Genomic DNA, 22,119 nt, shown 5'->3' with positions numbered 1-22,119 from the left:
CAATCCAATGATGAAAAAAGTGATCCATTATGCAGCGCAGGCGGTTGTCGGAATGATAATGCTATGCCTGTTATGGGGCAGTAATGTGCTCGCCCAGGATAAGCCGGCCAAGAAGCTGAAGCCGGTAAATGTAAGTCTTAAAGTGACCGACGAAAATGGTAACCCGATCCCGAATGCCTCGGTGGTCGTAGGGGAGGGGCAAATCCACGCGGAAACCAACGAGAGCGGTGATTTCGATTTCAAAGCATTGCCGGAGGATTTTGTAACGGTTTCCTCGTACGGTTACAGTAAGTCGGTATCGCTTGTCGGGGATATTGTGACCAACAGCGTGGTGGAACTGAAAAAAGCCAAGTTGTTTGCGACGGCCGACGACGCCATTCCCATGCCTTTCATGAATATGCCAAAGCGGCTGGCTACGGGTAGTTACGTGACGCTAAAAACCGCCGATCTTGAAAAGTATCCTACCAACGACCTCCGTAATGCGTTTTCAGGGCTTGTCAATGGCCTGGAAGTGGTGGAACGCGACGGTTCTCCCGGGCTGACGGCCGAAGAGGAGCTGGGGAATTTCAGGATCACGGAAAAGATCGGACTCGCTACACGCGGCCGCAGCCCGATTTTCATTATTGACGACATTCCGACCGATATTACCGAAATGCCGATAGACCCGCAGGAAATCGAATCGGTGACGATCATCAAGGATATTGTGGGTAAGGCCATGCTCGGGCCGAGGGGTGCGGATGGCATTATTTACATTAAAACCAAAAGAGGGAAAGTCAATGAACGCATCCTGAGCGTGAATGCCGAACAGGGTGTGAGCGTGGTCGACCGGTTCCCGGGCTGGGCGTCGGGTTCGGAATATGCCACGTTGAACAATGCGGCACGGACCAATAGCTTGCTGTCGCCGCTTTACAACGAGAATGATATCGCTGCCTATGCCAGGAACGATGCGTATGACCTCTATCGGCCCAGCGTCGATTTCCGGCGGATGATGCTGAAAGATTCGAAGCCTTTCACGCGGGTGAACGTCTCGTCGACCGGCGGGAACGAGACCGTGCAGTACAATGCCTACCTGGGCTACAACGGGGAAGGGGACATTTACAGGATCGGCGCTAAATCGGATTACAACCGCATTAACGTTCGTTCGAATATCGACATTAAAATCAACCCGCTGATCAAGGTCAAGTTCGACTTTTTCGGTGGGCTTGGCTTGCGCCGTTCACCCAACTACGGGTACAATGTCAATTTTACCAGCGACGACGGCAATGCCAACACTGCGTTGGACCTCGTGGAATTCAATAGTGCCATCAACGACATCACCAACACGCCGCCGATCGCCTTTCCCGTATATGCGGCATTTGGCGATAATCCGGTGGCACCGTGGTATGGGGTGAGCTCCAATTACAAGACCAACCCGATCGGTAACCTGATGCATAATGGGTACTACACGGAAACCGGTCGGACGGGCGCTTCCAACCTCACTTTTGACTACGACCTGAAAGAGCTGGTGCCAGGTCTCAGGTCGACGACCTACGCGGGGTTCAACCTGTTCAACAGCTTGCGGATCGGCAAGGCCGAGGATTACATCGCCTACATTGTGACGCCCGGGAAAACCGATGCCGGTATCGATACGATCAGGCTCTCGAAAGTGCATGACGGCGCGGATATGGCGGGCCAGGCGAAACTGCATGACTACTATTCGCAGCGGTTTGTAGTCTATGAAAACCTGAGCTACGAGAAAAGCTGGGGTGGGCATAGTATTCAGGCCGGGCTTACCTATTACCTGGGCAAATTGTCGCGCAACGGGATTGAAGAACCCCAGCGCCAACAGAATGCGGTGTTCAACGGGGTATATTCCCTGAAAGACCGGTATGTGTTCCAGGGTGTGCTCAACTATGCGGGAACGTACAGTTTCGACAAGGGCAAGCGCTATGCGTTTTTCCCGGCGGCTGGCCTGGCCTGGGTGATTTCGGAAGAAGGTTTTTTCAAAAATTTAAAGGGTATTGATTACCTCAAAATCCGGGCGGAAGCCGGTGTGCTCGGTTATGAAAGCTTCCTGCCGCCTTTTTATTATCTCGACCGTTGGGGCGTGAATTCGACCGGTTCGGCATTCGGGCCCTATTCGACCGGACAATGGTTTGGGAGCAATACCGACAACCTGGTCTACCGTACCACGCCGGGCCGCATCGGCAATCCCGACCTGACCTGGGAAAAAAGGAAAGAGTTTAACATCGGAATTGACGGGTTATTCCTGAAACGCAAGCTTTCGATTGAGGTCAATTACTTCAATAACCTGCGCGACGGCATCGTGTCGCAACTGGCCAATACCGTGCCGTTGGTGGTGGGCATTTCCACTGCGCGGCCGTGGTACAACTACAATAAAGTCAGAAGTTCCGGCATAGAGGCTGCGCTGCAATACACCGAGCGTGTGGGAGAGCTGCGGTTTTCGATAGGCGGCAATGCCACGGTGCAGAACAGCAAAATCCTGAAATGGGACGAACCTAATTTCCGCTTCGGTTACCAGACGCGCATTGGCACACCTTCTGACGGCTACTGGGGGCAAACATACACGGGCAAGTTTGCGACAGACGCCGAAACCGACGTCGTCCCGCAAATTTATGACGAAGACCTCAAAGCCGGCGACCTGAAATACCGGGATATGAATGGCGACGGCGTTGTAGACGACAATGATCAGAGCCGGATCGGTCATGTCTCGCCCCGACTGACCTACGCATTGAACCTGAAACTTGCATTCCGGAACCTGGAACTTACTGCTATTGGTACCGGCCGGGCCTTCTATCAGATCCCGTTTACCAACAAGTACTTCTGGAACGGATGGGGCGATAACAATTACTCCGATTTTGTGAAGGAAAATATAGGAGGCCAGTATCCGCGGCTTACCTATTACAAGGTCAACAACAATTTCGTGGCTTCGGATTTCTGGCTGCGCGACGGCGGCTTTTTCAAGATCCAGAATGTGGAACTGGCCTATAATGTGCCGGTACGGATGGGCAATCTGATCGCCGCGCGCGGCATACGCGTGTATGTACGTGGTGCGAATTTGCTCACATTCTCCAAGATCAAGGGAGTAGACCCGGAGTCGGTGAACTCGGGCATTACTTCTTATCCGCTATTCCGCACATTTTCCGGAGGGGTTAAACTGACATTTTAAAGCCAGAATTATGCATTTGAAATCATCATATATCAAAAGTATCCTGTCCCTGGCCGTTGCCGCCCTGGGGCTCACCTCATGCGTCGACTATCTGGAACCTTATCCGAACGGCAACAGGACGACGGACGACATCTGGAAGTACCAGGATATGGTGCAGGGGCTTGTGGGACAATGCTACGACAATATGACCCGCAACTATAACGACAATGAAGGCGTTTTTCTCGATGGCGCCACCGACGACGTCGTTATCACCAGCACTACCCATCCGCTCAACCGCCTCGCAGTGGGAGCCATGCCTACCAGCCTCGATCCCTTCCGGACCTATTGGGACAGGGACTACCGCTCCATTTACCTTTTAAACCTTTTTCTCAAAGATCGCCGGGGATATAATACGCGCTTTCTGGTGGATCCGCACCTGGACAGTCTCGTCAAAAACCGTTTGCAGGGCGAGGCATTTGCATTGCGGGCATGGTTTCAATGGGATTTATTGCAAAAATTCGGGGGAATGGCCAATGGTCAGTTGCTCGGCTTTCCGATCGTGCTGGATCCGGTGGATGTGAAGGCAGAAACAAACCTTAAGCGTAATACGTATGACGAATGTGTTAAGCAGATCGTCGCCGATTGTGACTCGGCCTACAAGTACCTGCCCATTGCGCACCGCGATTTCCTGGTCAAGAATGTGAATGACCGGGCCTATGCCGGCGGCAGGTACTGGGGGCGGATGGACGGCATTACCACCAGGGCCATTAAGGCGCTGGTGTATCTTACCTGGGCCAGCCCGCGCTTCAATCCGTCGAACGATATCACACGCTGGGACCTGGCCGCGCAGAATGCGAAGGAGGTGATCGATTTCAAAATGAAGACTGATGCCGTTACAAATGGCTTCAATCCGGCAAAGGCCGTAAACTGGTTTGATCCCAACTTTCCGGGGATTATCTGGGCGTCGCGTTATAACAATGCCAATGATGCGATGGAGCGGATGTTCTATCCCGGCGGTTTCCAGGGCACGGGATCCGTAGGGGCCACGCAGGACCTGGTGGATGCATTCCCGATGAAGAATGGCTATCCCATTACCGATCCGCGCAGCAAGTACGACCCGGCCAATCCATATGCCGACCGCGACCCCCGCTTTTATGCCACTATTTTTCATAACAATGCCAAGGCCTTGAAAATCAATAGCGATAAGGTGATGTATACTTTTGAAAACTGGCAGAATGCAAAAGATGCCGCCGGCCCCGCAGTGAACAGCCGCACCAATTATCATATCAAGAAAATGGTTTTCATGGGGCTTAACTGGTCGGACAACTCGATCAACCGACAGCCGCATTCGAAATTTTTCATCCGATGGGAGCATATGTTACTCACGTTCGCAGAAGCAGCGAATCAGGCGGAAGGCCCCGATGGAGGCAAATATGGAATGTCGGCCAAAGATGCGATGGAGTACCTCCGGAAGAAGGATAATACCGACGGTGGAAAGGGTTTCACAGCCGACCCTTATCTCACAGAAGCTGCGTCCAAAGGCAAAGCGGTTTTCGACGGGTTCATCAAAAATGAAAGAAGGATCGAGACCTGTTTCGAAGGCATGCGGTTCTTTGATATGCGCCGCTGGGCGACCAACCTTACCGACCTGAACAAACCTGTTCGGATGGCGAAGATCACCCGAAATTCCGACGGGACTTTTGAATACAAGCTCGACGAAGTGGTGGAAGCGCGATCGTACCGATCCGCATTCCTGCCGATTCCCTATGACGAAGTGCTTAGAATGTCAAACCTGGTACAAAACGATGGCTGGGAGGCCTGGAAATAAATATGAATGCTATGAAAAAGAGAATCGCCGTCGCCCTCGGGCTCACCATGGCCCTGAGCGCCTGCTATGACGACTATATCAAGGATTTCGACTACACCTCGGTGTATTTTATGTACCAGACCAACGCACGCACATTCGTGGTGGGCGAGGGGATGAGCATAGAGGTGGGCGCCGCGCTCGCAGGCGTGCGCGAGAACAGGCAGGACCGCGTCGTAGGCTTCCAAATGAATGCGGCGCTGGTCAATGCGAATGCGCTGGAAGCGATGAAGGCCGGCGCGGGGTACATTCGCGAAGCCGTAAGCGGGGTTGATACGCTCAAACCGCTGCCGGCCGATTATTTCACGATTTCAGACAATTCCAGAATGGTGATCAAAGCCGGTACGCATATGGGCTCCGTGGTGATCAAGGCCGATTCCGCACGGTTTCTGAAAGACGCCGCAACGATCCGCGCCGGGTATGCGATCCCGTTCTACATCACATCGGCCGACGCCGACTCGATTGTTCGTGCCAAGCGTTCGGCAGTGGTCGCACTCAAATATGAAAATATGCTTTTCGGCAACTACTGGCATGGAGGTGTTACAACCGTGAAAGACGCCGCGGGCAAAGTGGTGAAAACGGTGAAGTACTACACGACGATCCCTTCTCCGGAAGCCAAAATTTTCAAGCTGAAAACCGTAGCGCCGGATGCACTCGTGACGAACATGATCAGCGACCAGGAAGGCTCGTTTAAAATTACGCTCGATGGGAATGCGATTAAAATCAGCAAAGCGGATGGTTCAGCAGTCGATGTGAAGCCCGACGGCGCGAGTACTTTCAACCGGGCGAAGCTGTTGCAGGAACGGAAATTGTTTTTGAGTTATAAATATGAAAATGAGGATGGTACGACGTCTTTCGCACAGGATACACTCACATTCAGGAACCGCATTCGTGACGGCGTGAACGAGTGGCAGGATGAGAATCCGGACCATTATAAATAGTGTCAGATTAGCGCTTCATCAGCAATCGGAGTGCCATATTTGCTGGGTAATACTCTTACTTAATATTGTTTAAGTACAATATTCTGGCGGAGTGTGTTCGGCGGATATGGCATTTTTGTATTCGTTTGTGCAAATATTTTATAATAAAATATTGGAACTAGTCTATTTTGGCAACGTTCCCGATAACGATTGCATAAATAAACTTCGCGTATCGTTTTCAATTTTCTCCCCGAATCTCTATTCTCCCATAGATTTCCGAATGGTACTTTTAGTACAATTAATAGGCTTATTAGAATTGTTCAAATAAGTCCGTGGCCGGAGTCAAAAGTGCCTTATCGTCCCTAAGCCTCTTTTCAGATAAAAATATTTCAACAGATTAGTTACAAATCTGTGTTAAGTAACTGTGTGTCTATTTGTAACTATTGGAAGAAAAAATATAATTATTTGTAAGGGGTAATCTATCAAGTGATCGTCAGAATTGACACAGTTTATGGTGAACTACTATTAATGGTTAAAACAATCGATGCGTATGAAAAGAAACTTTACAAGTATTGGCCACTGTATGATGCGTTGGGCAATGGCTGGTGCGGTGATGACGGGTTTTACAGGGCAGGTCTATGCAATGAGGCCTTCAAATCCGACCATCAGGGTTATCGACAGGACAGTTTCAGGAAAGGTGACTTCCGTAGAAGACAACCTTCCCGTTCCCGGTGTTTCGGTAGTACTGAAAGGAAGTAAAAGCGGTACCAACACGGATGCCGATGGTATTTTCAAAATGAGTATTCCGGAAGACAATGCGGTCCTCGTGTTTTCAGCAGTGGGTTTCGTGACGCAGGAAATTGCTGTTGGTAATAAAAGCGTGGTGGATGTCGTGCTGGCGAGCGATCAGAAGATACTGACGGAAGTGGTGGTTGTGGGTTATGGTACGCAGAAGAAAAGCCAGCTGACCGGCGCGATTTCGTCGGTGGGTTCAAAGGAAATCAATGAAATGCCGATTACCAACCTCGGACAGGCGCTGCAAGGCCGTGCTGCCGGGGTGGACGTGACCCAGTCGGGTTCGAAGCCGGGAACGGTGCCGAAAATCCTGATCCGCGGTCGCCGCTCGTTCAATGCGGGTAATGATCCTTTGTATGTAGTGGACGGTATTCCGTTGGCGGGAGGCTATGAAGATATTAACCCCAGCGATATCCAGTCGATGGAGGTTTTGAAAGATGCTACCGCGACGGCGATCTACGGTTCGCGCGGTGCGAACGGGGTCGTGATCGTGACCACCAAGCGTGGTGGCCAGAAAGGCAAAACGACCGTGAGCTACGATGGTTACGCGGGGGTTTCCAAAGCACTCGATAAAGTAAAACTATTTAGTGGGCCCGAATTTGCCGAGTTTGTACGGGAAGCGTACCGCGCAACAGGCGGTTATAAGGATGCTGCCGGCAATGCCATTCCGACAGGCGTGATCAACGCAGAGGCCGACGCGAAAGTGGCGGTATTGGGCGGTGACCCCAACGTGGCGAAAGGTATCGCCAACGGCACCAGCACCGACTGGCAGGACCTGGTAGTGGGTACCGGCATGATGCAAAGCCATTCGGTAGGCATTCAGGGAGGAAGCGACCGTACCCAATTCTATATTTCGGGTGGTTACTTCCGCGATAAAGGGGTTGTGAAAGAAGCAAACTTCACCCGCTTTTCACTCCGTGCGAACATTGATCATAGTGTGAACAAATGGCTGAAAGTAGGCCTTTCGTCCTACATGATGAACAGCATCCGTAACGGTGAAAACCTGAACACCTACGGTATGACGATCAATCAGAACCCGCTGGCAGTGCCGTACGACGAAAATGGCAAGCTGATTTTCTCCCCTACCAACGACGCCTTGCTGACCAACCCGCTCGCGGAACTGGTGAAAGGCGCGCAGGTTGATCAGATGAAGCGTTACCGTATTTTCAATAGCCTTTACACGGAGTTCAGCATCCTGCCTGGTTTGAAATACCGCGTAAACTTCGGTCCGGATTTCAATATTTATCGTTACGGGCGTTTTGTCGGTTCTATGACCAATGCCAGAAAGGGCGGGGATGCACAAGCCAGCACCGGCAATGCAATCGGTTTCAACTGGACTTTGGAGAACATCGTCAACTATTCCAAAACATTCGGCGGCAAGCATAACCTGAATGTCACTTTGCTGCACTCTATTCAGCGCGACCGAACCGAATCATTCACATCGTCGGTACAGGGGGTACCCGTTGAAACGCAATCTTTCTATAATCTCGGTGCAGCGACAACTGTGTTTTCTCCCAGCAGCGGCCTGGTTGAGTGGACGATCAACTCCTTCATGGGACGTTTGAACTACGATTACAACGATAAATACCTCGTTACTTTAACTATGCGTCGCGATGGTTCGAGCCGTTTCGGTGAAAACAGCAAGTACGGTAATTTCCCCGGAGTCGCAGTAGGTTGGAATATCGGTAACGAGGATTTCCTCAAAGGCGTAAGCTGGATAGACTTATTGAAAGTCCGTGCGGGATGGGGTAAAGTGGGTAACACCGGTTTGGCCCCTTACCAGACACAGGCGTTCCTTGGCCGTACCAGCTATGCATGGAACACAACGGCGGCGTACGGTTACCGCCCCGGAACGATCGGAAATGCGGATTTGCGATGGGAGTCATCTGCTACTGCCAACGTAGGTCTCGATTTTAGCCTCGTTCGCGGACGTGTACAAGGTTCATTGGAGTTTTACCAGACCAATACTACCGACCTGCTTTTGTCTGACCAGCTTCCCGGATCGATCGGTTTTAACGCTGTTACCCGCAACGTAGGTGAGACCCGTAACCGTGGTATCGAGTTGGGCATTACTACTACGAACGTCAATACCAACAGCGGTTTCAAATGGACCACAGACTTTACTTTTACCAAAAACACCGAAGCTATCCTGTCGCTTTATAATGGAAAAGTGGATGACCTCGGTAACGGCTGGTTCATTGGCCGTCCACTGAGCACGGTTTATGATTATCGGAAAATCGGTATCTGGCAGACCAACGAAGCGGATGCTGCGAAAGCGGTTAACAGCGAAGTGGGGCAGATCAAGCTGAAAGACATCGATGGAGACGGCAAGATCAATGCGAACGACCGCGAGATCATCGGTTCGGACGTTCCAGATTTCAGTGCGGGTATCACCAACCGTTTCAATTTCAAAGGCTTCGACTTTTCGTTCTTCTTCTTTGCCCGTGTGGGTAACCTGATCCGCAGCGAGTTCCACAGAAACAACAATGCATTGGCCGGCCGCTATCAGCAAATGAAAGTGGATTACTGGACGCCCAATAACCCGACCAACGAGTTCCCGCGTCCGAAAAGCAACCAGGAATTCCCGGTTTACGGCAGCACGCTTACTTACTTCGACGGAACATTCGTGAAGCTGAGAAACGTAAACGTAGGTTATACTTTCACACCGGAGATGTCGAAAAAACTGGGAATGGAATCACTACGTTTGTATTCAAGCATTCAGCAGCCGTTTATCTGGGCGAAATACCGCAGCAAATACAATGGTGTTGACCCTGAAACTACCGGCCTTGCTGCGGGTGGTACCGGTGTAACGCCTGCTACGATGGTGATCACATTCGGCGTGAATGCGAAATTCTAACGGCCTGGTTTTGAAATTTTAAAAGATACTGACAAATGAAAAATATAAGAAAATCGATTGTGGTGTGCGGGATGGCAGCGCTGATGCTGGCAGGGCAGGGGTGTAAAGATGTGCTCGATGAGAACATCATCTCCGGTGTAGGTAACGATTATTTGAATACTGCCAAAGGATTTGAGGACGGTGTGAAGGCCGCTTACTCATCGCTGCGTTTTTACTACGCAACCCAGCAAGGACTGACCTTGACCGAGTATGGTACGGATATCTATGCAACAGGTGCGGATGGCGGTTACAAAGGCTTCCATTTCTACGACGGCCAGCTGAACCCGACAGTGGATTACTTGGCGACAACCTGGGATGAGCTTTACAAAGGGATCAACACTTGTAATGCGGTCATCGAACGTGCTCCGAATGTGGTGGGTGTTGCGGATAATGTTAAAAAGCTGCGTGTTGCCGAAGCCAAATTCCTGCGCGGACATTATTATTACCTCCTGCACCAGCAGTATGGCGGCGTAGATCTCCGTCTGACGGAAACGGTGCTTCCAACCAAGGAAACCAAGCGTGCGACCGATGCAGAAATGTATGCGGCGATTATCAAAGATCTGAGCGATGCGGTTAATGACCTGGAAGCGAAAGCACAGTCGAGCGACTATGGCCGCGCGACGAAGCCTCACGCGCAGGCGTTGCTGGCGAAGGTATATCTGGCAAAAGGGTATTCAACAGAAAAAGCACCGGACGATTTTACCAAAGCAGCTGACCTTCTGAAAGAGGTTTCTACCAAATATGGTTACAAACTGCTCGACGATTTCTCGGCGGTGTTCGATGAAAACAATCAGAACCATGCCGAGGTAGTATTTGCGGTGCAATACACAACCGATGCTTTGACAAACGGAACCGGTAACAGCTTGCACCTCTATTTCGGGATGCAGTACGATGTGCAGCCCGGTATGAAGCGCGACGTGTATTGGGGACGCCCTTTCAAGCGTCTGAGACCGACCGAATACCTGCTCAATACCGTCTTCGCTGATCGCGTCAACGACTCGCGCTATAAAAAGACTTTCCGTGACACGTGGTTGTCCAACAATCCGGGAACTTACAATGCGGCGTCATTTGATGATTCCAAAACCAAAGTAACGTTTGCAGCTGGCGATACGGCGATTTTCATTCCGGGCTATGAAATGTCAAAAGAGGTACGTGCTACAAAAAAATACCAGGTGCTTGTGCCTAGCAAATACTCGGAAGCATTGTTCCCGACCTTGCAGAAGTTCTTTGATTCGAAACGCCCTGACATGACTTATGAACCAGGTAGCCGCGATTACTATGTGGTGCGTCTGGCGGATGTTTACCTGATGCTTGCCGAGGCGTTGTTGCAATCGGGCGATAAAGCAGGTGCTGCCGAAGCCATTAATATGGTAAGATACCGTGCCGGCTGGCCTGGCAAGAAGGACAAAATGCTGATCGACGCGAAGGACCTGACAATGGAAACGATTATCGAGGAACGTGCACGGGAGCTGGCTGGCGAGCAAACCCGCTGGGTGGACTTGAAGCGCTGGGGACTGCTTGTGGAGAGGGTGAAAAAATACAACCCGCAGGCTTCGGCGATCCAAGCGTATCACGCATTGAGGCCGATCCCTCAAACCCAGATCGACCGCAGTGCCAAAACATCGGACGGCAAATCGGTCTTTCCGCAGAACACCGGATATTGATCGGTTCGTCACTCAATTTTAGTAAGGATGGTTGCCTGGTGCAGCCATCCTTTTTTGTTTTTTGAAAGGGTACCTGAAAAAAAACCTACCGGAGAATCAATGGTACTATCCGGTTGAAAATTAGGACTTATTCTGCGTGTGTGCGGGCTGGAATGGGTGGCGTCAGGGTGGTATATTTCACCTATAACATCATCTTAATCCACTTACCTATGCACATCACAAAAGGATTTTTTACCTCCTTGCGACGCATGAGCGGACTATGCATATGTGCGATATGCATGCATCCACCGGTGCCCGCCAGTGTCGCCGCGAATCCGGTCGCGAAGCTTGGCCATGTAATGCAAGCCGAGAAAACTGTTACCGGTACTGTCTTGGCCAAAGATGGAAATACGCCCATCCCGGGTGTAACGGTCGTTGTCAAAGGGACAAACCAGGGCACGACAACCAATGCGGACGGCAAGTACTCTATCGAAATCGCCGGCAGTTCGGCGGTACTGGTATTTTCGGCCGTCGGATATGTCACGCAAGAGCAGGAAACCGGCAATGCGAGTGTGGTTGACATCTCGCTGGCCACGGACCTGAAAACGCTTAACGAAGTCGTAGTTGTTGGCTACGGTACGCAAAAGAAACGGGATCTCACCGGGGCGGTCTCACAAGTGAATGCAACCCGGCTGGAAAATGAAAACCCGCAATCGGTACAGGATGTCTTGCGCGGGAATGTACCGGGCATGAATGTCGGGTTTTCGACTTCCGCGAAAGGCGGCGGGAATCTCTCGGTGCGGGGCCAGAACTCCATCAATGCAGGCTCCACCCCGTTGATTGTACTCGATGGCACAATTTACAACGGTGGTTTGGAAGATGTGAACCCCAATGATATCGAAACGATCGATGTATTGAAGGATGCAAGCTCTTCGTCGGTGTTTGGGGCCAAAGCAGCCAGCGGTGTGATTCTGATAACCACCAAAAGGGGCAAGGAAGGAAAGCCGGTGATTAATATAAACAGCAATTTCGGGTTCGCCGAAGTTGCGAGAAATCAGCCGGTACTCAGCCCGCAGGGATTTATCAGTTGGCGGCAGGAAGTAATGCGGAACATCAATGCGACGGCAGAGCCCGCGCGCTTCGCCGATCCGAACAAGCTTCCCGCCGGTGTAACATTGGACCAATGGCTCGCTTACGATGGTTCCAAGGGCGACCCGACGACCGTCTGGCTCCAACGGCTGGGCATGCAGCCTGCGGAAATCCAGAATTACAAGGACGGCAAAAGCGTGGATTGGTATTCCAAAGTATTTCAAAAGGGTTTCCGGCAAGATCATACCGTGAGCCTTTCCGGGCGTAGCGATCGCGTCTCCTACTATATGTCTTTGGGGTATTTGAATAACGAAGGCATCGTAGTCGGCGATAAATACGGCACGGTTCGGGCGCGACTGAACCTGGAAGGAAAAGTGAACAGGCATCTGTCGGTGGGGATGAACACGCAATTTGCGAGGCGGGATGAAAGTCAGGTGCCTGTGAACTATGACCTGGCTAGGGTCCTGTCACCCTGGGGTTCGGAATTCGACGCCAATGGCAATTATTCCTGGCGACCCAACGGGGAAGCGGCCGGAGGAAACCATCCTTACTACGCGCCGAGTTTCATCAAGCGTGACCAGGGCGCGCAGACATTGAATTCCGTTCTTTTTGCGAAGGTGACCCTGCCGTTCGGATTTAGTTACCAAATCAATTTCACCCCCCGTTTCGACTATACACACCGCTACAATGCCGAATCTGCCAAGCATACCGAATGGGCGGCCGAGGGTGGAAGAGCGTCACGTAAGGATTCGACCGTGTTCAACTGGCAGGTCGATAATATCCTGAAATGGAACAAAACTATCGCCGGGAAACATCAGATTGACCTGACTTTTCTGGCCAATGCCGAGCGCTTTAAAAGCTGGCGCGACAGTATTTCCAACAAAGGTTTTGCACCGACAGACGTTCTGGGGTACCATAATATGCAGGCAGGTGGTCTGCCGGTTGTTTATACCGACGATCAGACCAGTACCGGCGACGCATTAATGGCACGCCTGTTCTATTCGTTCAAGGACAAATACATGCTGACGTTGTCGAGCCGGCGGGATGGGTATTCTGCTTTCGGACAGAAGAACCCACGGGCAGTATTTTCATCAGCGGCAATAGGTTGGGTGTTTACAGATGAAGCGTTCCTGCACTCCAAGTGGCTAAGCTATGGAAAACTGCGGCTTTCATACGGCAACAACGGCAACCGTGATATCCCGCGTTACGATGCGCTGGCTGACCTCGCAAGCGGCAAATACCTGCATGTGAAGCCCGACGGCACCGTGTACCAGGTCAGCCAGCTTTATGTAAGCCGGATGGCCAACCCGAATTTGAAATGGGAGAAAACAAATGCATTGAACGTCGGATTTGACTTTGCATTGTTTAACAATCTGGTCGACGGAAGCATCGAATTTTATAAGTCGACTACCAAAGACTTGCTGGTGAAACGCGCATTACCCAATGTGCTGGGATTTGACAACGTTTGGGATAACCTTGGTGAAGTGCGGAACAAGGGGCTGGAAATCAGTTTGAATTCCAACAATATGCGTCGTGAAAACTTTACCTGGCGGAGTACTTTCAACTTCCAGCTCAATCGCAACAAAATCGTGCATTTGTATGGCAACTACGTCGATATCAAAGACGGTTCGGGCAAGGTTACCGGTCGTAGGGAGGCAGATGATGTTACCAACCGCTGGTTCATCGGCCACGCGCTCGATGAGATATGGAACTACCGGATCCTGGGCGTCTGGCAGAAGGAGGAGGAAGCCGAAGCTGCCAAATATGGCGTAAAACCAGGGGATTTCAAGCTGAAAGACGTGAATAACGACGGCAAGTTCACAAACGACGACAAGGAGTTTCTTGGTTATACTTCCCCACGTTTCCGCTGGACGCTGCGCAATGAATTCAAACTGTTCAAAAGTCTGGATGTTTCATTCATGATCTATTCCTATTGGGGACAGAAAGGGACGTTTAACCAGATGAAGAACCGCGACGGCTTCGTGGACCGGACCAGTTCCTATGTGTTCCCTTACTGGACGGAGGAAAATCGCTCCAACGAATGGGCGAGGCTGTATTCCAGCGAGGGGTCGGCGACGGGCTATGCGGTTTACAGAAGCAAATCATTTGTCCGGTTTGAAAACCTCTCCGTGGCCTACACGGTCCCGAAAGCCGTTTCGCAAAAAGTGGCCGTTCAGAATCTGCGCATTTATGGTAATGTCCGCAATATCGGCTTCTGGGCGCCGCAATGGAACTTCTGGGATCCGGAGAATGGAACAAATGGCACGACCAACAACAGCATTGCCACATCGGTCCCCAGTCCGCGCATTTATACCATCGGGTTGGACATTACCCTGTAATCACTATCATACAAAACTGCATGCATTATGTTTAATCAAACATCCAAATATATACTGGTATTGGCCTTGCTGGGCACGGGAACGGCCATTACCTCCTGCAAGGAAACCTGGCTGAAACCCGAGCCACTTTCTTTTTATGAGCCGGAGCTGACATTCAAAGATATCGGTGGGTTAAAAGCGACGCTCGTCGCGTGCGAGCGCAACCTGCGCCTGGAATGGTATGGCGACGCGATGCCGATGATCACCGAATCGATCTTTTCGGATATCGCCGTCGAAGGTACGACCGATAAATCCGGCCCGGCGCAAAATCTGAACCTTCTCATCACGCCGGACGCGCAGTTGAACCACATTGATTACAATCGGATCGGCTGGTACTGGCTGGAAGGTTATAAAGGGATCAAGTATGCCAACACGGCCATTTCCCGGATCGATTTGCCTACTTATAAAAGCGAGCAGGAGAAAAACGAGCTGCTGGGTGCGGCCTATTTCCACCGCGCCGCGCGCTACTACCGGCTGACGCAGCAATTTGGCGATGTGCCATTGATCCTGACAGAAATTAACGGTCCGAAGCTCGATTTCCAAACCACGAAGCGTGAGGTAATCCTTAAAAAAATGAAGGAGGACCTGGAATTTGCGGAACAATGGGTGCCTGCCGTAACGGATAAGGGAATGGTGAACAAGGGCTCCGTGAGCCATTTGTTGACGAAAGTGAATTTGGCATTGGGATTGTTCGACGACGCGATCAAGTCCGCCACGAATGTGATCGATGGCGGTACGCACAAACTGATGACCTCTCGTTTCGGAGCGAACGCCAACGACGCGAGCCGGAATGTGATCTGGGATTTGCACCGGCCACAAAACAAGGCAATCGCAGCGAATACCGAAGGGTTGATGCTGGTAATCGACCGGTTGAATATCGAAGGAAATGTGGAGGGCGGTATGCTTATCATGCGCAATGCCGTTCCGCTTTGGTTTAACAACATTAATACTCCGAATGGAAACCGCGGGACGATTGATACATACGGTATTGAGATAGACCAGGTGGTTAAGTACGGCCGCGGGATCGGACGTTTGCGCCCGACCGATTACTCTCAGAACCAGATTTGGGATGACAAAAACGACTTGCGTCACGCGCCGGGAAACTGGGTTCGCATGGAAGATATATACTACAACAATCCGGCTATAAAAGGGGAAGACAGCTATTACGGCAAGCCTTTGCAGCTCAAAAACGCGGAAGGCGTGGTACTGACCATCGATACTATCCGGAACTGGTTCGATTGGCCGAATTATAAACTCTTCGTGGAAGACCCGTTACGCGTGCAGCCGCAGGGAGGTAATTCGGATTGGTACGTTTTCAGGTTGGCTGAAACTTACCTCCTGCGTGCGGAGGCGTATGCATGGAAAGGTGACATGGCGAAAGCAGCTGAAGATGTCAATGTCGTACGAGCCCGCGCCAACTGTGCGCCGCTGGCAGCCGGTAAAATCAATATTGGGACGATCCTCGACGAACGTGCGCGTGAATTGTATTTTGAAGAGCCCCGCAAAACCGAGCTGACGCGCATTGCCTATATTTTCGCGCAAACCGGTAAGCCGGCACCAAATGGCAAGACATACAGCCTCGACAAGTTCTCTGACGACAATTATTTCTATGACCGGGTCATGGAGAAAAGCGATTTTTATAATAAAGGTGTAAAAACGCGCCACGCCGACGAATACACGATGAGCCCCTACCATGTGTTGTGGCCTATCCCGCAATCGGCGATCGATGGCAACACGCAGGCGAGGATCAACCAGAACAAGGGATATGCGGGGTATGAGAAGAATGTCCCCCCGTTAACGGAGATACCGAAATAAATTCACATGCAATGACCCGTAGATAGCGGGTCATTGTTGTTTTATATCGTCTGGGAGTTATGGATTTTTACATTAATCTAAACCTGAAATGAACAGACGGAATTTTCTGCAAAACACTTCACTTGCGATGGCCGCTACCGTCGCTGGAACCGGCTGGCTGGAAGCCGCTATAAAAAAAGGAGACATTAAAATCGGGTATTCGGCCATTACATGGGGTGGAAAGGACGAGCAAGCCATCGCTGATCTGGCCGGGCTGGGATTCAGGGGCATTCAGTTGCGGGCCAATACTTTCGGGCCTTACCGTAACAAGCCTTCCGAATTGAAAGATGCGCTGGTGAAGAACAACCTGACACTTTGCATGTTTTCGAGCGGTAATGTCGAGATTGATCCTGCCAAATTTGAAAGTACGGTGGACACACACGTGGCACATGCAAGCTTTGTGAAAGCATTGGGAGGCAATGCCATGCAGTTGACTAACAGCCTCCGTCCGAAAGACCGGGCTCCATCCGTAGAGGAGCTGAAAAAGCTGGCGCAGGTAATGAATGAAGTGGGTAAGCAAACCGCCGATTTGGGTGTGCAGGCTGTTTATCACAACCATATGAACCAGCTTGGTGAAACGCCCGAGGAAGTAGACGTGATCGTACAGGCAATGGATCCGCGTTACATTAAACTGCTCCTTGATATTGCGCATTACAAACAAGGTGGGGGAGAACCGCACGAGGCAATTGTCAGGTACAAGGATATTCTGCATTCGCTGCATTTGAAAGATACCAAACCAGCCGAGACCAAAAATGGCTATAAGTTTGTGGAACTGGGGCAGGGCAGGGTGGACGTCCCTGCGGTTTTCAAAGCGCTGGATAAAGTGAAGTTCAAAGGCTGGGCAGTAGTGGAGCTTGATGGCGTACCTGATCCGGAAAAATCACCGCTGATTTGCGCCGAAACCAATAAAAAATACATCACCGAGGTTTTAAAATATCCGTTGTAGTCCGAACTGGATTTGTAAGGGTATTTCTATTGATATTTCGTTATGAATGTAATAGCTGATGTTAGAAAGAAAGCCCTTTCGCGTTTTTCAGTTATTCATCTTTTTTATTCAATACAATGAGAAAATTCCGATTACCGCTGGCTGCAATGGCCGCGTTCCTCCTTGCCGCTCCGCTACAAGCCCAAAAGTCAAAAGATGGCTGGGTAGACCTCTTCAACGGGAAAGACCTCACGGGCTGGAAGCAACTCAACGGACAGGCCAAATATGAAGTAAAGGACGGGGCAATCGTCGGTACTTCGGTGATGGGCACGCCTAATTCGTTCCTCACAACAGAAAAAGATTATGGAGATTTTATCCTTGAACTCGATGTGAAAGTTGATAACAAGCTGAATTCGGGCATTCAGATCCGCAGCTTGTCAAAACCGGATTATATGAATGGCCGTGTACATGGTTACCAGGTGGAAATAGATCCGAGCGATCGTGCTTATTCGGCCGGCATTTACGACGAGGCACGCCGCGGCTGGCTATACCCGCTGGACCTGAATCCGGAAGGTAAGAAAGCATTTAAAAGAGATGCATGGAACAAGTACCGTATCGAGGCGATTGGCAATTCGATCCGCACGTTCCTGAATGGAGTGCCTGTGGCGCACGTGGTGGACGATATGACGCCCGCAGGCTTCATATGCCTGCAAGTGCACGCGATCGGCAGCAAGGAAATGGAAGGCACGCAGGTAAGCTGGAAGAATGTGCGCATTAAAACGACAAAACTGAAACCTAGTCCGGCAAGCAATGTGCGTATTGTGAACCTGATTCCGAACAACCTGGATGCCTCGGAAAAAGCACAGGGATATTCGCTACTGTATGATGGGAAATCGGTGGACCAATGGCGTTCTTACGGCGGCACGGACTTCCCGACCAAAAGATGGAATTATCAGGATGGGACAATCCAAATTTCGAAATCCGACGGTTCCGAAACCGGTAACGACATTGTTACCCGCAAGCTTTACGGACCAGCATTCGAATACGAATTTGAATTTAAGCTGACCGAAGGGGCCAACAGCGGTGTGAAATATTTCGTAGACCAGAAATTCAATTCCAATGGTAAGTCGGGTATCGGCTGCGAATACCAGGTGCTCGACGACGAGCGCCACCCGGATGCGAAACTGGGCAAGAATGGCAACCGCACCATCGCTTCGTTTTATGATGTGATACCGGCGAATCGTCCGAAGAATGCCGTGAAAAAGATCGGCGAATGGAACCAGGGCCGCATTGTAGTACAGAAGGACGGTACTGTGCAGCATTTCCTGAACGGCTACAAAGTGGTGGAATACGTGCGTGGCTCCCCGCAATTCAAGGAGTTTGTGGCAGGTTCGAAATTTGCCAAGTTCGAAGGCTTCGGGTTGTCGCAGGAAGGTAACCTGTTGTTGCAGGACCATGGCGACAATGTATTTTTCCGAAGTTTAAAAGTGAAGGAGATCAAATAGTCCGAATGGGCGGAAAAAATGTAAAAAATTACAGTAGATAAACGGGCGTCAGACATTTAGAGACGATTGCCTGTAAATCGAACCCAAAGGCAATCAAAAAGTCAACTTTTATTCAAATCCAATATCATGACCAGTAGAAGGGATTTTCTTAAAAATGCAGCACTGGCTTCTGCGGGTGTCGCAGTAGGCGCCAATGCTTTCAGTGCGGCCAGCTACCGCCGTATCGTGGGAGCGAATGATCGCGTAAGGGTAGGTATCATCGGGTTTTCAGACCGTTTTCGCAGCTCGCTGGCACCTTCTTTCTCGGATCACGCCAAGGAACTGAACTTTGAGTTTATGGGTGTCTCCGATCTATGGAACCGTCGCCGCGATGAAGCGGAGGCATTCATGAAAGGAAAACCATATGCAGCCAGCGAATTTGTAAAAGCACGCAATAATGAAGAATTGCTGGGACGTAAGGATGTGGACGCGGTGATTATCAGTACTGCCGACTTTCAACACGCATTGCATTGTGCGGAAGCGGTGAAGTCGGGCCGCGATGTATATGTTGAAAAGCCATTTGCAGAAACTCTTGAAGATGCGAAAGTGGCACTGAAAGCGGTGGAAGCATCGAAGCAGATTGTGCAGGTGGGTTCGCAGCGCCGCAGTGCACCTAACTACTGGGCTGCTTATGAATATATCAAATCGGGCAAATTCGGGGATATTACCACCGTTGAAATGACCTGGAACGTGAACCAGCCGGGCCGTTGGAGACGTAAGGAACTTGTTTCGCAAATCCGCAAGGAAGATACGGATTGGGACCGTTTCCTGATGAACCGTCCGAAAGTGGAGTGGAACCCGCGCTATTACCTCGAATTCCGCTTGTTCTATCCATACTCCTCGGGTATTCCGGGACAATGGATGGCTCACCAGATCGATACAGTACACTGGTTCTCCGGACTCGATGCGCCGCGTAACGTGGTTGCCAATGGGGGTATTTACACCTGGAAAGACGGTCGTACCAATGTCGACACTTTCAGTGCGGCATTTGAATACGGTCCTTTCGACGACAAGAGCAAAGGCTTCCAGGTAATTTACTCTTCACGCTTTAACAACGAGGCCGGCGGTGTGAAGGAATACTATTATTCCAATGGCGGTATGATCAATCTCGACACGAACAAGATCACCTCGGAAGGTGGATTGAAAGAGAAGGATGCCAAAGGAATGGGCTTACATGCAAATCTGCTTCCTGAAATGTCCCTGAAAACCGGTGAAAAAATCGCGACCGATGCCAATACCGGTGCCGACCCGATGACTTCGCTGCATATGCGCAACTGGATGGAGTGTATCCGTAGCCGTAAGGAAACGAATGCACCTGCCCGTGTAGGTTTCAATCATTCGGTAGCCAACATCATGGCCACGAAAGCATTGCATACCGGAAAACGTGTGAACTGGGATCCGAAGAAAAAGGAAATCGTGCTTAGCTAACCAATTTAAAAGATCGAACAGTGAATTTGAAACATACTGCTTTGGCGCTCACCGCCGTCGCCTTTGCCGGAAGCGCATTCGCGCAGAAGGTTGACCTTGTCCGGAACGATAAGGACAAAAAAGTGGAGGTGAAGATCGATGGAAAGCCATTCACAGCCTACTACTACCCGGGTGAAGAAACGCTGAAAAAGGCGGTGTTGTACCCGGTAATGACTGCCAAAGGCACCGTGATCACCCGAGGCTGGCCATTGGATCCCCGTGCAGGCGAGCGCATAGACCACCCGCACCATGTGGGTGTCTGGCTCAACTATGAGGATGTCAACGGCAACGACTATTGGAACAACTCCAATGCGGTAAATCACGAGAAACGCGCTTACGGAACGATTATCCATACCGGTATTACTTCCGCAAAGAGTGGTAAAGACAAGGGTGAACTCACCGTGACTGCCGATTGGGTAGATAAAGACGGCACGCTGACGCTGAAAGAAGTGACCAAATACACTTTCAGCGGTAAAGGCGATACGCGCATAATCGACCGTAGCACCACGCTCACTGCGGTATTGCCGGAGGTAAATATGCCCGACGTGAAAGACGGTATGTATGCGATCCGTGTAGCACGTGAGCTCGAACTGCCTTCGAATAAGCCCGAGATCTTCACGGATGCGAGTGGTATTGCCACTAAGGTTCCTGTGATGAACAACGAAGGTATTACCGGTAACTACCGCAACAGCAATGGCGTGGAAGGTGAAACAGTATGGGGCAAGCGCGCGATCTGGTGCAACCTGACTGGTAAGATCAAGGATGAAAACATCAGCATTGCGATGATCGACCATCCTAAAAACGTGGGTTACCCGGCTTACTGGCACGCGAGAGGTTACGGATTGTTCGCCGTGAACCCTCTGGGCATGAAAGCGCTCAGCGATGGCAAGGAAACACTCAATTTCAAACTGAAAAAGGGTGAATCGACGACCTTCCGTTACCGTCTGGTAATTGCTTCCGAGCATTTGAAAGATGCGACCCTAAACGACCTCGCAGCCGCTTACGCGAAGACGGAATAGTTTGTATAATAGCAGATTGAAAGGGTAGCCAGCGACTTTTCGCTGGCTATTTTTTTGCCCTGAAAATCTGTCGGTATGAATTTGGAACGTTACGAAATTGAGCAAATGGACGAATTTACCTATCGCTTTTGGAGCACAGGATCGAAAGGTAAATTTGAAATGCGGGTAAAGTTTACTTACATCTGGAAAAATTACTTCAATCTTGGATTCGGGGTACTGGATCCGGAGACCGAAGCACTAGACGACTTGATCGAACTGAGGAATGGCGACAGCCAGAAGATATTGGCAACCGTGGCTGGTACAGTACTTCTCTTTTTGGAACTATTTCCCTTGGTACGAGTCTATGCAACAGGAAGCACCAGATCGCGCACACGACTTTATCAAATGGGTATCAATAAGATTTTACCATTTTTGAGCGATTATGTAGTGACAGGATACAAGTCAAAAAGTAGCCGTTACGAACATACGGGCGAAATGGCTTTCAGTGGACATGGACAATGGTATGAAATTGAATTGGGAGTCGAGTACGACGCGTTCTTGATTTGTAAAAATGGAATGTTTAACTTAGAATAGCCAA

At 50.6% G+C, this 22,119-nt stretch carries 12 protein-coding genes; all 12 read left to right on the top strand.

The annotated features are described in order from the left end of the window. Positions 1-7: 7 nt before the first annotated feature. Complete coding sequence (locus J7619_RS25955) at positions 8-3,169, top strand: SusC/RagA family TonB-linked outer membrane protein (RefSeq protein ID WP_291205836.1); 3,162 nt, start codon at positions 8-10, stop codon at positions 3,167-3,169. Positions 3,170-3,179: 10 nt separating this feature from the next. Then, the gene (locus tag J7619_RS25950) at positions 3,180-4,976 is read left to right on the top strand and encodes a RagB/SusD family nutrient uptake outer membrane protein (RefSeq protein WP_291205833.1); all 1,797 of its coding nucleotides are present in this window, start codon (positions 3,180-3,182) and stop codon (positions 4,974-4,976) included. An 11-nt stretch (positions 4,977-4,987) separates the two neighbouring features. Next, positions 4,988-5,953 (top strand): DUF1735 domain-containing protein, encoded by a 966-nt coding sequence (locus J7619_RS25945; RefSeq protein WP_291205831.1) that lies wholly within the window; start codon positions 4,988-4,990, stop codon positions 5,951-5,953. Positions 5,954-6,530: 577 nt separating this feature from the next. After that, positions 6,531-9,584: a TonB-dependent receptor gene (locus tag J7619_RS25940; RefSeq protein ID WP_291206320.1), complete on the top strand. Its 3,054-nt coding sequence runs from the start codon at positions 6,531-6,533 to the stop codon at positions 9,582-9,584. A gap of 35 nt (positions 9,585-9,619) precedes the next feature. Continuing rightward, on the top strand, positions 9,620-11,287 hold the full coding sequence (locus J7619_RS25935) for a RagB/SusD family nutrient uptake outer membrane protein (protein ID WP_291205829.1): 1,668 nt from the start codon (positions 9,620-9,622) through the stop codon (positions 11,285-11,287). A 278-nt stretch (positions 11,288-11,565) separates the two neighbouring features. After that, entirely contained in the window at positions 11,566-14,694 is a 3,129-nt protein-coding gene (locus J7619_RS25930) for a SusC/RagA family TonB-linked outer membrane protein (protein ID WP_291205826.1), read from the top strand. Between the two features lie 27 nt (positions 14,695-14,721). Continuing rightward, positions 14,722-16,548, top strand: coding sequence for a RagB/SusD family nutrient uptake outer membrane protein (locus J7619_RS25925; protein WP_291205823.1), 1,827 nt, complete (start codon positions 14,722-14,724; stop codon positions 16,546-16,548). A gap of 88 nt (positions 16,549-16,636) precedes the next feature. Beyond that, positions 16,637-17,533, top strand: coding sequence for a sugar phosphate isomerase/epimerase (locus J7619_RS25920; RefSeq protein ID WP_291205820.1), 897 nt, complete (start codon positions 16,637-16,639; stop codon positions 17,531-17,533). 116 nt (positions 17,534-17,649) lie between these two features. Further along, on the top strand, positions 17,650-19,017 hold the full coding sequence (locus J7619_RS25915; protein ID WP_291205817.1) for a DUF1080 domain-containing protein: 1,368 nt from the start codon (positions 17,650-17,652) through the stop codon (positions 19,015-19,017). A gap of 126 nt (positions 19,018-19,143) precedes the next feature. Continuing rightward, entirely contained in the window at positions 19,144-20,484 is a 1,341-nt protein-coding gene (locus J7619_RS25910) for a Gfo/Idh/MocA family oxidoreductase (RefSeq protein WP_291205814.1), read from the top strand. 41 nt (positions 20,485-20,525) lie between these two features. Next, positions 20,526-21,542, top strand: coding sequence for a PmoA family protein (locus J7619_RS25905; RefSeq protein ID WP_291206317.1), 1,017 nt, complete (start codon positions 20,526-20,528; stop codon positions 21,540-21,542). 75 nt (positions 21,543-21,617) lie between these two features. Then, positions 21,618-22,115, top strand: coding sequence for a DUF6934 family protein (locus tag J7619_RS25900; protein WP_291205811.1), 498 nt, complete (start codon positions 21,618-21,620; stop codon positions 22,113-22,115). The last annotated feature ends 4 nt before the right edge of the window (positions 22,116-22,119 follow it).

The sequence above is a fragment of the Dyadobacter sp. genome (assembly GCF_017744695.1).
In the GTDB taxonomy this organism is placed as follows: Bacteria; Bacteroidota; Bacteroidia; order Cytophagales; family Spirosomataceae; genus Dyadobacter.
This window is presented reverse-complemented; position numbering and strand designations above follow the sequence as displayed.

Bases quoted from the DNA above. Each gene is read 5' to 3' on its own strand.
- J7619_RS25955 (WP_291205836.1), top strand. From the start codon at position 8: ATGATGAAAAAAGTGATCCATTATGCAGCGCAGGCGGTTGTCGGAATG.
- J7619_RS25950 (WP_291205833.1), top strand. From the start codon at position 3,180: ATGCATTTGAAATCATCATATATCAAAAGTATCCTGTCCCTGGCCGTT.
- J7619_RS25945 (WP_291205831.1), top strand. From the start codon at position 4,988: ATGAAAAAGAGAATCGCCGTCGCCCTCGGGCTCACCATGGCCCTGAGC.
- J7619_RS25940 (WP_291206320.1), top strand. From the start codon at position 6,531: ATGGCTGGTGCGGTGATGACGGGTTTTACAGGGCAGGTCTATGCAATG.
- J7619_RS25935 (WP_291205829.1), top strand. From the start codon at position 9,620: ATGAAAAATATAAGAAAATCGATTGTGGTGTGCGGGATGGCAGCGCTG.
- J7619_RS25930 (WP_291205826.1), top strand. From the start codon at position 11,566: ATGCATCCACCGGTGCCCGCCAGTGTCGCCGCGAATCCGGTCGCGAAG.
- J7619_RS25925 (WP_291205823.1), top strand. From the start codon at position 14,722: ATGTTTAATCAAACATCCAAATATATACTGGTATTGGCCTTGCTGGGC.
- J7619_RS25920 (WP_291205820.1), top strand. From the start codon at position 16,637: ATGAACAGACGGAATTTTCTGCAAAACACTTCACTTGCGATGGCCGCT.
- J7619_RS25915 (WP_291205817.1), top strand. From the start codon at position 17,650: ATGAGAAAATTCCGATTACCGCTGGCTGCAATGGCCGCGTTCCTCCTT.
- J7619_RS25910 (WP_291205814.1), top strand. From the start codon at position 19,144: ATGACCAGTAGAAGGGATTTTCTTAAAAATGCAGCACTGGCTTCTGCG.
- J7619_RS25900 (WP_291205811.1), top strand. From the start codon at position 21,618: ATGAATTTGGAACGTTACGAAATTGAGCAAATGGACGAATTTACCTAT.